Genomic DNA, 13,792 nt, shown 5'->3' on the forward strand with positions numbered 1-13,792 from the left:
CCATAATACCAACATTAACTGCGGTAGATAACATTACCGAAAATGTAGACGCAAGTTGCGAATTCTCTATTCCAGAGTATTCAGGATTAACAACAGCTACCGATAATTGTGGAACCGCAACTCTAAGTCAATCACCAACTGTGGGCACTGTAATTAGTGGGCACAATACCGTGCAAACCATTACCCTTACGGCAGATGACGGCAACGGAAACACGAACACCACAACTTTCGATGTAACATTGGCAGATTCCATAATACCAACATTAACTGCGGTAGATAACATTACCGAAAATGTAGACGCAAGTTGCGAATTCTCTATTCCAGAGTATTCAGGATTAACAACAGCTACCGATAATTGTGGAACCGCAACTCTAAGTCAATCACCAACTGTGGGCACTGTAATTAGTGGGCACAATACCGTGCAAACCATTACCCTTACGGCAGATGACGGCAACGGAAACACAAACACTACAACTTTCGATGTAACATTGGCAGACGTAACAGCTCCAACAGCTGTAACACAAAACATTACAGTACAACTAAATGCAGCTGGAACGACAACCATAACACCTCAACAAATTAATAATGTTTCAACGGATGCTTGTGGAATTGAAAGTTTCAGTTTAGATATCACGTCGTTTTCTTGTGAAAACATTGGAGGAAATACAGTGACTTTAACGGTAACAGATTTTAATGGTAATAGTGATACTACTACAGCAATTGTGACTGTAGAGGATACTGTGGCCCCATCGATTATAACTCAAGATATTGTTGTAGAATTAGATGAAAACGGAGTAGCAAGTATTACTCCTTCACAAATAGATAATGTATCAACAGATAATTGTGGTATTGCTACCTATCTTTTAGATATCTACGACTTTTCGTGTGTAAACCTTGGTTCAAATACAGTGACTTTAACAATAACCGACATCAATGGTAATGAATCACAAGCTACAGCGACAGTCCAAGTTGAAGATAATATTGCTCCTATTGCGTTAGCAATTACGCCTTTCACTATTCAATTGGATGAAGAAGGAACTGCTATTTTCATTAATGCTGATACTATAGATAATGGTTCAACTGATAATTGTTCAATAGCATCAATGACTATCGACTTAGATACTTTTACATGTGATAACTTAGGAGATAATACGGTTACTTTAACCGTAATAGATTCTAGTGGCAATAGCTCGATAGCAGAAACAATAATTACAGTAGAAGACAATATATTACCAGTACTTTTTACTCAAGACTTAACCATAGAGCTAGATGAAAACGGTTTAGGAAGTGTTATCGCAGAAGAGTTTATAGTTGAAAGTTATGATAATTGTAGCATCTCAAGCCTAATTATTGACCAAAGTAATTTTGACTGTGCTGACTTAGGAGATTACTCAATTAACTTGACAGCGACCGACTCTTCAGGAAATGTGTATACAGAAATTGTAATACTAACCGTAACTGGTAGTGATTTCGACGGAGATTTAATAGCTGACTCTTGCGATTTTGATGACGATAACGACGGTATTCTCGACTACAATGATAGTTCTCCTTTTGTTAGTGAACCATTAATAGTTCCAGCTGAGGCATTCACACCAAATGGTGATAATATAAATGATTTATGGTTAATTCCAGGGATTGATAGCTACACCAATTCTATTGTTAAAGTTTATAACAAGTGGGGTCATGAGGTGTATGCGTCTAAAGGCTATAAAAACGATTGGAACGGAATTTATAAATCTAATTCCGAAAAAGTTCCGCCCGGGTCTTACTTGTATATAATTGACCTAGGAAATGGTTCAGCAATATTACAAGGTTGGATATTTATCAATTATTAATAAAAAAACGTCAATTAAATGAAATATTTATATAAAGTTATTTTAATGTTGGGCTTATTTATAGCCACGACAGTAAGTGCTCAACAAGACCCTAGCTATACAATGTACCGTTATAGTATGAATTTAATAAACCCCGCGTACGCCGGAGCCAACGAAACTATTGATTTTGGTGCCAGCGTCCGAAGCCAATGGTCCAATGTTAAAGGAGCGCCGGAAACACAAAGCTTTATTTTTGGAATCCCATTAGGTAAAAATGTAGGGCTTGGTTTATCAATAATTAACGATAAAACCTTTATAGAAAATCAAACATCTGTTGCTTTAGATTTTTCTTATCTTTTAAAGCTAAATGATAATTATGATTTATATTTTGGTATTAAAGCAGGATTAAACTCTTACGATGCAAACACGAGGGGTTTAATAACATATAGCATAGAACAAGATCCCAACCTTATGAATCTTAGTGGCCAACTCAATCCAAACATTGGAGCTGGTGTTTATTTAAAACATAATGACTGTTTTATATCCTTTTCGGTTCCTAGAATTCTAAGCCCTGACAGATTAGAAGAAGAAAATGGAATAGCCACTGTAGGTACCGATAAAGTTCATGTTTATTTATCTGGAGGCTATAATTTTATTATCACAGAAAATATAATTTTAAAGCCTAGCGTCTTAATTAGACATGTTGAAGCTTCTCCTTTATCTATTGACTTAACTGCTTTATTAGAATTTAATAAATATTTTGATCTCGGTGCCGCTTACAGAATTGATGAAAGCATAAGTGGTCTTTTAATGTTTAAAGCTTCTAATGCATTACAAATAGGTTATGCTTATGAAACACCATTGGAAAATTCAATTAGAAGTATAGACAATGGAACTCACGAGGTTTTAATGAGATTGAGTCTTTAATTTTTCAACACTTACAATAAAAATTAATTATAAAGTAAAAAGAGCATACTTCTCGTATGCTCTTTTTTTTGTTTAAGTCAAATATTGTTCTTTTCTTCTTTGAGATAATAGAAAGTAATAGATGTGATAAATCCACATTATTTCATGACAATTCAAGCCTTTTTGCGCCATTCTCAAAAACGTGTTTAATACTAGATAAATCTATACTTATAAAACCTCTTAAATCTACTATTTAACCAATTACAATTATAGCGAAATATGTAGTTGATAACCACGAGAAGATTATAACTACTCATCTTACGCCCAAACTCTACAACGCATTCTTAATAATTTCTTCTACACATTCAGGATTTAATAAGGTACTTGTGTCCCCTAAATTAGAAGTATCTTTCTCTGCTATTTTACGTAAAATACGACGCATAATTTTTCCGCTTCTTGTTTTTGGTAATCCCGAAGTAAACTGAATCTTCTCTAGCTTAGCAATCGCTCCAATACGATCTGAAATCAACTGATTTATTTCCTTTTTCAAATTGGAATGATCGCGACTTTCGCCAACATCTTTTAACGTGACGTATGCATATAAAGCACTTCCCTTAATATCGTGCGGGAATCCAACTATAGCCGACTCGGCAACGGCAGGATGCTCGTTAATAGCATCTTCAATAGGTGCAGTTCCTAAATTATGTCCCGATACAATAATCACATCATCCACACGGCCTGTTATTCGGTAGTAGCCAACCTCATCACGCAAAGCACCATCACCAGTAAAATACATATTCTCGTAAGCCGTAAAATATGTTTCTTTATACCGTTTATGATCGCCCCAAATAGTACGTGCAATACTTGGCCAAGGAAATTTTATACACAAGCGTCCTTCCACTTGATTTCCTATTAATTCCTCACCATTATCGCCCATTAAAGCAGGTTGTATTCCAATAAATGGCAACGTTGCATAGGTGGGTTTCGTTGGCGTTACATACGGTATCGGTGTAATCATTATCCCACCATTTTCCGTTTGCCACCACGTATCTATTATCGGACTTTTACCTTTGCCCACATTTTCATTATACCAATGCCAAGCTTCTTCATTAATCGGTTCACCCACCGTGCCTAATACTTTTAATGACGATAAATCGTAATTCTCTATGATTTCCGCACCTTGTTTTGCCAGGGCTCTAATGGCTGTTGGAGCAGTGTAAAATTGTGAAACTTTATGCTTTTGAACGACGTCCCAAAAACGACCGTAATCAGGATAACTGGGTACGCCTTCAAATAAAACGGTAGTTGCTCCATTGGCTAATGGTCCATAAACAATATAACTATGCCCAGTAATCCAACCAATATCTGCGGTACACCAATACACATCATTCTCGCGATATTGAAACGCATTTTTAAAGGTGTACGCTGTATATACCATATAGCCAGCCGTAGTATGCACCATCCCTTTAGGTTGCCCAGTGGATCCCGATGTATATAAAATAAACAACGGATCTTCAGCATCCATTATTTCAGCGTCCCCTTCCTTTGAAGCGGCATCTAATAAAGGTTGTAACCATTTATCACGCCCGTCTTTCATTACAATATCCGATTGAATACGTTTTGCTACTAACACTGTTAACACTCCCGGGCAAGAGTCTAAAGCTTCATCAACGATACCTTTTAAATCTATCGTTTTTGCACCTCTGTAAGACCCATCAGACGTAATAACTAACTTACAGTCGCTATCGTTAATTCTAGTGGATAAAGCGGTGGCAGAAAACCCTGCGAAGACCACCGAGTGAATAGCGCCAATACGCGCACAGGCCAGAATAGAAATGGCCAACTCTGGAATCATTGGTACATAAATGCACACACGATCTCCTTTTTTAACGCCTTCCGCTTTTAACACATTAGCAAACTGATTAACACGTTCGTATAATTGTCTGTACGTAATATGCTCTGCGGGATCTTTAGGATCATTCGGTTCGAATAGAATGGCTGTTTTATCGCCTCGAGTCGCCAAATGTCTATCGATACAATTCTCGGTAATGTTTAATTTCGCCCCTTCAAACCACGTTACTTCTGGCGTTTTGAAATCCCATTTTAAAACCGAATCCCACTTTTTACGCCAGAGAAAATGTTCTTCGGCTATTTCTTCCCAAAATTTCTCAGGTTCGCGTACCGATTTACGGTATACTTGAAAATATTCTTCTAAATGTTTTATATGGTAATTACTCATAATAGTACTTTTAACTTTTAACTTTTAACTTTTAAAATTATAAACGTAAAATCATAAAAATAGAAGGTAGTAAATAAACACTAGTGATTTAACTTCATCTTATTAAAATAACGTTTGGCTTCCTTGAGTACTTTTGGTGCTAAAATTAGGGTTGCCAACATTGTTGGTATTGCCATTAGGGCAAAGAAACCGTCGATTAAGTTTATAATTAATCCTAACGAGGTCGTTGCTCCTACTATAATACTCAGAATATAAATATAATTATAATACTTCTTATTATGGGCGCCAAATAGAAAAGACATACATTTTGTACCGTAATACGAATATGAAAATAAAGACGACACGCTAAATACCGCAATACAAAGTAGTAATAAATAATTACCAAACGTTGGTATGGCAGAATCGAAAGCCGAAGCGGTTAAAGAAACCCCATTAGCATCGGTGGTTTGCCAAACGCCCGTAACTAAAATCGCCATTGCCGTTAAAGTACAGACAATAAGTGTATCGATCGCTGGTCCTAACATTGCGACTAACCCTTCCCGAATAGGCTCGGAAGTTTTTGCAGCGCCGTGTGCCATTGGTGCCATACCTATTCCAGCTTCATTACTAAAAGCGCCACGACGAACCCCTAATAAGATTAATCCTCCCGTTAATCCGCCTAAAAACCGATCGCCTTTAAAATAATCGGCAGCAAAAGCATCTGTGAAAATGAGTTTGAAATAGCCAGGAACCACCTCACTATTTAGCACTAAAATATAAAGGATTAACACGAAATACAAAATCACCATAGCCGGAACTAACGTCGAAGCGACCTTACTAATTCTACTAATACCACCTAATATAACGATGCTAGTAATAAGGACTAAAGCACCCGCTATCATTAAATTAGTGTAAGTCGATACTTCCACCCCATTAGGCACCAATAAAATACCATTAATGGCTTGGGTTAATTGGTTCACATTAAAAACGGGTAAGGCACCAACCATCGCACATAAACTAAAAAAGACAGCTAAAGGTTTCCACCGTTTGCCTAAACCTTCAGTAATAAAATACATCGGGCCACCTTGAATATCGCCATTACTATCTTTTCCGCGATACATAACTGCTAAACTCGAAGTAAAGAATTTTGTCGACATACCGATAACGGCACTAATCCACATCCAGAATACAGCACCGGGACCACCAATAGAAATGGCAACGGCTACCCCTGCGATATTCCCCATACCAATGGTAGACGATAACGCAGTGGTTAAGGCCTGAAAATGACTAATATCTCCCGGGTCGTTGGCATTATCATATTTCCCTAATACTACTTGAATGGCGTGTCCTAAATATCGGAATGGTAAAAACCGAGATAATATGAGCAGATACAATCCGCCACCAATCAACAAAATTAATAAGGGTAAACCCCAAACAAATGACGCAAAGCGCTCTATAATCTCATTAACTAATTGCATATATTGTCTAAGTAAAGTAAGTTTGCATAAATGTATTAAAACTGATTTACTTTTATAACGAAAACTAAATTTTAACACGTTATTAGTAGTCTTAAAATAGGGATTTATAGTGAAACTAAAACGCAAAAAACAACTCGTTACCTATCTAAATATATTAGATAAACCCATTAGGTTTAATCCGTTTGTATTTAATAGAACCTTTTTATTATGGGCGTTATTAGGTGTAATGGGTGGATTGATTGCCAGTTCTTATTGGCTAATTTTAGACTATTTAACGCATACAATTGCTTTTTTTGAAGGATGGCAAGTGATACCTGCAATGACTATTTGTGGGCTTTTGGCAGGATTAATTATTCATTGGATTGGAGATCCGGGCGAGATTCATTTAATAGTGAATAACATCCGTTTTAATAACGGTAAATTGGACCCGAAAAACAATCCGTCTATGGTATTATCTTCTTTACTATGTGTTGCTTCTGGAGGCAGTTTAGGCCCCGAAGCACCTCTAATACAAGTGACAGGATCTACAGGAACATGGTTAGGGAAATTATTCCGACTTAAAGGTGAAGAACTCCGTTCCTTAAGTATTGCTGGAATGGCTTCTGGCTTCACCGCTCTATTTGGTGCGCCACTGGGTGGGAGTTTATTTTCATTAGAAATATTACATCATAAACACGCTGTTGAATATTACAAAGCCATTATCCCAGCGTTGGTAGCCAGTAGTTTTAGTTATGTGGTATTTGCCATTATTATCGAAATAGGTTTGGGATCCACTTGGACGTTATCTGCTTACGAATACGACGGGGTTTTCGATTTTGCTTACGCCGTTTTATTTGCTCTCGCCGGAACCTTTATGGGCTGGCTATTTATTTACTGTACCAAATTCTTTAAAAAAGTGTTTGAACGCTTTACGATTCCTATTTATGTAAAAACAACTATTGGTGGTGTTATTCTGGGAGTAATTGCTTACTATTTACCTTTAACACGCTATTTTGGGCACCACGAAATTAACGAGCTTCTTAGTCAGAGTTTACCCCTAACAACCTTAGTGGCTATTTTAGTTTTTAAAATTATAGCGATTGCCGTAACCGTTACATCGGGCTGGCGTGGTGGATTTATTATCCCATTGTTTTTTGTAGGAACGACCTTAGGACTGATTATTCATCAGCTGTTTCCAAACACTAATCTAACTTTAACGATTGTGAGCTGCATGGCCGGTATAAATGCTTGTGTGACGCGTACGCCAATGAGCACCACGATTTTGTTAGCAACCCTAACCGGATTTTCTTATTTTATCCCTATTCTTTTCGCCAGCTTAACAGGCTATTTTCTAGCGCCAAGAATTCCTTTTATCCGATCGCAGTTGGAAGAAGAAAATGAGTAACGAAAGGATTCTTTTAAAAAGTACAAAAAAAAGACCCTGCGAAGGCAAGGTCTTTTTTGTTATTAGTTGAAAGTGTTAAAGAGGTATAAATACTCACTACCTTATAACGTTTTTAAAAACGCTTCTACATTGTTTTGAATACGTTCCTGAATATTAGAAACATCTGCTTTTACAAACGGTTCGCCCATTATGTTTTCGTAAAGCTCGATATATCGTTCTGAAACGGTCGTAATATACGCGTCACTCATTTCTGGAACAGATTGTCCTTTTAGACCTTGAAACTCATTAGCGATTAACCATTGGCGTACAAACTCTTTAGACAATTGTTTTTGGGTTTCTCCTTTATCCTGACGCTCTTGATACCCGTCTGCATAAAAATAACGTGAAGAATCTGGCGTATGGATTTCATCAATTAAAACGATTTTACCACCTTTAGTTTTACCGAATTCGTATTTCGTATCGACTAAAATCAAGCCCCGAGAGGCTGCGATTTCTGTACCACGCTGAAATAATTTACGGGTATAATCTTCTAAGACTAAATAATCCGCTTCGCTAACAATTTCTTTTTTAATGATGTCTTCGCGAGAGATATCCTCATCGTGATCGCCCATTTCTGCTTTGGTAGCTGGTGTAATAATAGGCTCAGGAAACTTATCGTTTTCTTTCATTCCTTCTGGCATAGCAACACCACAAAGTATTCTTTTTCCTGCTTTATATTCGCGAGCTGCGTGACCCGACATATACCCACGAATAACCATTTCGACTTTAAAAGGGTCGCATAAATGCCCAACGGCTACGTTAGGATCGGGAGTCGCAATTAACCAATTTGGTACTAAATCTTCGGTTTGTGCCATAAATTTAGTAGCGATTTGATTAAGGATTTGCCCTTTAAAAGGAATACCTTTTGGCATAACGACATCGAAAGCGCTTAACCTATCGGTAGCGACCATTACTAAAATATCGTTTTCTAAGCTGTAAACGGCTCTTACTTTTCCTTTGTAAACGCTGTGTTGACCAGGGAAATTAAAATTGGAATCTGTAATTGTTTGAGTTGACATTGTTTTTGTTGTGCTGTTGTTGTGTTGTAATAAAAGCGCTAAGGCCTATTCTAATACTAAGGACTTTACCCCTAGCCCTGATTGAGGCTTTGTTGGAGCTCTTTTTTTATTTTTCAAAAATATAAAAAAGCGACTGCCGAAAGCAGGAAATAGCTTCTAATTAAAAAACTAATCTATATTTTCTATTTGCTTGTAAGCACCGATTATTCTCTTGACCAATTTATGACGAATGACGTCTTTTTCGTCTAAGAAAACCATTCCTATTCCTTCTACATCTTTTAATATTAAAAGGGCCTCTTTAAGGCCGGAAACGGTACGTCTTGGTAAATCGATTTGTCCGGGATCGCCAGTGAGCAAAAATTTCGCGTTTTTACCCATACGGGTTAAAAACATTTTCATTTGGTTGTGTGTGGTGTTCTGTCCTTCGTCTAATATTACGAAGGCATTATCTAGCGTACGACCGCGCATAAAGGCTAATGGGGCGATTTGTATGGTACCATTTTCTATATAACTCTCTAGCTTTTCGGCAGGAATCATATCGCGCAGCGCATCGTATAAGGGTTGCATATAGGGATCTAGTTTCTCTTTTAAATCGCCAGGTAAAAAGCCAAGATTTTCGCCCGCTTCTACGGCTGGACGGGTTAAAATAATTCGTTTTACTTCTTTATTTTTTAGTGCTTGAACGGCTAGAGCAACACCGGTATACGTTTTTCCGGTTCCGGCTGGACCTATCGCAAAAACCATATCGTTTTTACGCACGAGCTCCACCAGTTTGCGCTGGTTTGCCGTTTGTGCTTTTATAAGTTTACCGCCAACGCCATGCAGTAGCACTTCGCCACTTTTATCGGATGTTTTATAATCGTCGCTAGTTTCGCTGGTAAGTACTCGCTCTATAACGTTTTCGTCTAGCTTGTTGTATTTGCCGAAATGCTTAATAAGCATGGTAATGCGTTTATCGAATTCTTCTAACAACTCTTGGTCGCCATAAGCCCTAATTTTATTACCTCGAGCGACTATCTTAAGTTTAGGAAAGTACTTTTTTAAGAGTTCTATATTGGCGTTACTATCTCCAAAAAAATCTCTTGGCGTAACTTCTTCAAGTTCTATAATAATTTCATTCAAAAGCGAGACGATTTAATTAAATTAATCTGTTAAGTTTTATTAGTTTTGTTTCCGAAAACTAGCTTAACAAACTTACACAATTTTGTGTTTAATAATAAAAAAAATATCAACAATTAATCCATGGCAATTATTACTTTAACAACAGACTTTGGAGAGAAAGATCACTCTTCTGGCGCGGTAAAGGGAGCTATTTATAGTGAATTACGTGACGTTACGGTTGTTGATATCTCTCATTCTGTGGCACCATTTAGCATTCCGGAAGCCGCTTATATTATTCAAAGTGCGTACAGTAGTTTTCCTAAAGGAACCATACATATTATTGGTATTGATTCTGAGCTTAATATTGAAAATAAGCATATTGCCGTCAAGCTAGACGGCCATTATTTTATTTGTGCTAATAACGGAATTATGAGTATGATTTGTGCCGAAATAGCGCCCGAACAAATTGTAGAAATTAATATTCATGATCGTATAGAATCGAGCTTTCCAGTGTTAGATGTTTTTGTAAAAGTAGCCTGCCATATCGCTCGCGGTGGCACGTTGGACGTGATAGGGAAACGGATAGAACAGATTAAACCCATTACCGAAATTAAGCCACATGTTAACGAAGAGCAATCGCAAATTATTGGAAGTATTATCTATATCGATAATTACGGAAATGTGATTAGTAATATTAAACAATCGTTTTTTGAAGCGATACAAAAAGGGCGCCCGTTTATTATTTCGGCAAGAAACCATAAACTGAAAGCAATACATTCTAAATACAGTGATATTATTAATTTTGATACGCCAGAAAGTGAAAGAAATGATGAAGGCCGTGCACTAGTTGTTTTTAACTCGTCCAGCTATTTAGAAATTGCCATTTATAAAAGTAACACCGTAACCGTAGGTGGAGCAAGCACCTTAATGGGCTTAAAATTAAGAGACACCGTAACTGTAAATTTTATTGAATAACAAATGATAACAACCGACTTAGTACGCATTGTAAAATTAACGTTCGCCGAAGAAAATATTCCTTTATTTTTATCTAATTTCGAACTTGTAAAACAGCGCATTCGCAATTTTGAAGGCTGTAATTTCTTAGAGCTTTACCGCGATAAAAACAATACAAATATCTTTTTTACGTATAGTTATTGGTCTACTGAAGCCGATTTAGAAAATTACCGGCACTCCGCACTTTTTAAAAGTGTTTGGGCAGAAACCAAGCCTTTGTTTTGCGACAAACCAGAAGCTTGGAGCGTAAACAAATTAGCGTCTTTAAAGTAAAATTAAAGTCGATAAGTAGGCGTTGCAATAATTAGCAACGCGTTAATAATTTAAACAAACTCACTATGTTTGCCATATTAAAAAAAGAAATACAATCCTTTTTTGCATCGCCAATTGGGTATTTAGTCATTGCTATTTTCTTGTTGTTAAATGGTCTGTTTTTATGGCTTTTTAAAGGCGAGTTTAATATTTTAAAATATGGTTTTGCCGATCTGAATTCGTTTTTTTTATTAGCACCTTGGATTCTTGTATTTCTAATTCCTGCTGTAACGATGCGCAGTTTTAGCGATGAGAAAAAACAAGGAACTTTAGAGCTTTTACTCACCAAACCCATTAGTCATTTACACATTGTACTCGGTAAATACTTTGGTGCAATCGTACTTATTCTATTAGCATTACTACCAACACTACTCTACGTCGTTACCATTTATCAATTAGGTAACCCTATTGGAAATTTAGATATAGGAAGCACTTTAGGCTCATATTTCGGGTTGTTATTTTTAATCGCGGCGTACACCGCAATCGGTGTTTTTGCTTCGACATTAAGCGATAACCAGATCGTCGCTTTTATTAGCGCTGTTTTTTTATGCTTCTTTTTTTATGTGGGTTTTGAAGGTATTGCCGAGGTTACTTCGAGTCGTTTTATAGAACAGTTGGGAATGAGTTCGCATTATAAAAGTATGAGCCGTGGCGTTTTAGACACCCGCGATATCATCTACTTTTTAAGTGTGACAGCGCTATTTTTATTCTTTACCGTAAAACGGGTGAATAGTGAAGCTTCGAAAGCTATACAATGGGCGATAATCGCTATAGTACCTGTTGCGCTAGTGGCTCTTAACTTTTTAAGTAGTTCTGTGTATAGTCGTTTTGATTTAACTTCAGATAACCGTTACACGCTTAGCGATGCGACCTTAAATAGTGTAAAAGAAATTGATTCTCCTATTGTTATCGATGTGTTTTTAGAAGGTGAAGGATTTCCTTCGGAATTTAGACGCTTACAGTCAGAAACACGACAGATGCTAGAAGAGTTCTCGGCTTACAATAACAATATTTCATATAATTTTTTAAATCCGATTGAAGATGAGGCGACACGCGAGCGTAACATCGAACAATTAAATGCGCGTGGGTTAACGCCCATGCAAGTAAATGTACAAGAAAATGGCAAGCAATCGCAGGCCATTATTTTCCCTTGGGCACTAGCGAGCTATAATGGTGAGACCGTAAAAATAGCATTGGTAAAATATAAAGTCAACGCCGACCAACAAGAACTGGTAACCAATTCTGTACAGCATTTAGAGTATGCTATTGCCGATGGATTAGGGAAACTAATCACTCCTAAAAAACGTAAAATCGCGGTTTTAAAAGGAAACGGAGAAATGCCAAACCAATACATTGCCGACTTTGTAACCACCTTACGCGACTATTATTTCATCGCGCCTTTTACATTGGATAGCGTCGCTGTGAGTCCGCAAAAAACAGCATCAGCCTTAAATGATTACGATTTAATTATTGCGGCAAAACCTACTGAAGCGTTTACCGAGCACGAAAAATTTGTACTAGATCAATACACCATGCATGGCGGCAAAAGTTTATGGCTAATTGATGCCATTACTATGGAAAAGGATAGTTTATTCAATCTTGAAGGTAAAAATGTGGCTATTCCTCGCGACTTGAATTTAACCGATTTCTTTTTTAAATATGGTGTACGTGTCAATCCGTTATTAACCAGTGTAAAAAGCCAAAATATTGGTCGTATTGCTTTAGAAAGTGGTGAAAGTGAACGCTCAAAAATTCAATTATTCAATTGGCCGTATTCCCCCTTGGGAATGAGCGATACCAATCATCCTATTTCTAATAATATTAATTTGGTAAAGTTCGACTTCGCCAATCAAATAGACACCTTAAAAAATAACATCTCTAAAACGATTCTATTAAAGTCTGACGCTCCTGCACGGTTAGAAGGTACGCCATTGGAAATAAGTTTAGCATTTGCTTTACAAGAACCCGATTCGAAACTCTTCAATAAAAAAGCTCAAAATTTGGCGGTGCTTCTAGAAGGCGAATTTACTTCGGCCTATAAAAACCGTGTAAAACCCCTTAGGCTTTCCGAAGAGAAAAACACGAGTGTGCCCACCAAAATGATTGTTATTGCCGATGGCGATGTGATTAAGAATGACATTGACAGAAGTGGGCCGTTGAGTTTAGGTTTCGACAAATGGACCAAGGAAACCTATGGTAATAAGGAATTTCTATTAAATGCCGTAAATTACCTATTAGACGACGACGGACTTATAAACATTCGTTCTAAAGAAGTGAAAGTTGCCTTTTTAGATCAGCAAAAAATTGCCGACGAAAAAACGAAATGGCAAGTCATAAATATTCTTCTACCATTAGTATTCCTAGGTGTTTTCGGTGTTTTATTCTATTATTATAGACGTAACAAATATGCGAAAACGGCTTAGAAAATAGTGCTTAATAATACGTTTTTAACATTTGTAAGTGTTAATAAGTTTGTTTCAGTATTAGGATGTTAAATAATATATTTG

The 13,792-nt window shown here is 36.9% G+C and carries 9 protein-coding genes and 1 pseudogene; 6 read left to right on the forward strand and 4 right to left on the reverse strand.

The genetic code is table 11. From position 1 onward, the window contains the following. Together ES676_RS02955 and ES676_RS02960 are read left to right on the forward strand one after the other, a co-directional pair. Nucleotides 1-1,835, forward strand: a 1,835-nt coding sequence (locus ES676_RS02955; RefSeq protein ID WP_148368554.1) for a gliding motility-associated C-terminal domain-containing protein, incomplete at its 5' end; no start/stop codon positions are given. Nucleotides 1,836-1,853: 18 nt separating this feature from the next. Beyond that, a complete protein-coding gene (locus ES676_RS02960; RefSeq protein WP_148368555.1) occupies nt 1,854-2,741 on the forward strand; it encodes a PorP/SprF family type IX secretion system membrane protein in 888 nt (295 codons plus the stop codon). 310 nt (nt 2,742-3,051) lie between these two features. Here the strand turns inward: ES676_RS02960 and acs are convergent. Next, nucleotides 3,052-4,965: pseudogene (gene acs, locus ES676_RS02965) on the reverse strand (acetate--CoA ligase); the annotation flags it as partial. A gap of 74 nt (nt 4,966-5,039) precedes the next feature. Beyond that, the gene (locus ES676_RS02970) at nt 5,040-6,416 is read right to left on the reverse strand and encodes an alanine/glycine:cation symporter family protein (protein WP_148368557.1); all 1,377 of its coding nucleotides are present in this window, start codon (nt 6,414-6,416) and stop codon (nt 5,040-5,042) included. 109 nt (nt 6,417-6,525) lie between these two features. On the opposite strand from ES676_RS02970, the gene ES676_RS02975 reads away from it, so the two are divergent. After that, nucleotides 6,526-7,800: a chloride channel protein gene (locus ES676_RS02975; RefSeq protein WP_148368558.1), complete on the forward strand. Its 1,275-nt coding sequence runs from the start codon at nt 6,526-6,528 to the stop codon at nt 7,798-7,800. 101 nt (nt 7,801-7,901) lie between these two features. On the opposite strand, the gene ES676_RS02980 is transcribed toward ES676_RS02975, so the two are convergent. Both ES676_RS02980 and ES676_RS02985 read right to left on the reverse strand, forming a co-directional pair. Next, entirely contained in the window at nt 7,902-8,858 is a 957-nt protein-coding gene (locus tag ES676_RS02980) for a phosphoribosylaminoimidazolesuccinocarboxamide synthase (RefSeq protein ID WP_148368559.1), read from the reverse strand. A 168-nt stretch (nt 8,859-9,026) separates the two neighbouring features. Further along, nucleotides 9,027-9,980, reverse strand: a complete 954-nt coding sequence (locus tag ES676_RS02985; RefSeq protein WP_148368560.1) for a PhoH family protein — start codon at nt 9,978-9,980, stop codon at nt 9,027-9,029. Nucleotides 9,981-10,100: 120 nt separating this feature from the next. Here ES676_RS02985 and ES676_RS02990 point away from each other — a divergent pair, with 120 nt between their 5' ends. From ES676_RS02990 to gldG, 3 genes are all read left to right on the forward strand, one after another. After that, a complete protein-coding gene (locus ES676_RS02990; RefSeq protein WP_148368561.1) occupies nt 10,101-10,934 on the forward strand; it encodes an SAM hydrolase/SAM-dependent halogenase family protein in 834 nt (277 codons plus the stop codon). Between the two features lie 3 nt (nt 10,935-10,937). Next, nucleotides 10,938-11,246: a putative quinol monooxygenase gene (locus tag ES676_RS02995; RefSeq protein ID WP_148368562.1), complete on the forward strand. Its 309-nt coding sequence runs from the start codon at nt 10,938-10,940 to the stop codon at nt 11,244-11,246. A gap of 65 nt (nt 11,247-11,311) precedes the next feature. Then, on the forward strand, nt 11,312-13,708 hold the full coding sequence (gldG, locus tag ES676_RS03000) for a gliding motility-associated ABC transporter substrate-binding protein GldG (RefSeq protein WP_148368563.1): 2,397 nt from the start codon (nt 11,312-11,314) through the stop codon (nt 13,706-13,708). The last annotated feature ends 84 nt before the right edge of the window (nt 13,709-13,792 follow it).

Origin of the sequence: Bizionia saleffrena (genome assembly GCF_008086175.1) — a bacterium.
In the GTDB taxonomy this organism is placed as follows: Bacteria; Bacteroidota; Bacteroidia; order Flavobacteriales; family Flavobacteriaceae; genus Bizionia; species Bizionia saleffrena.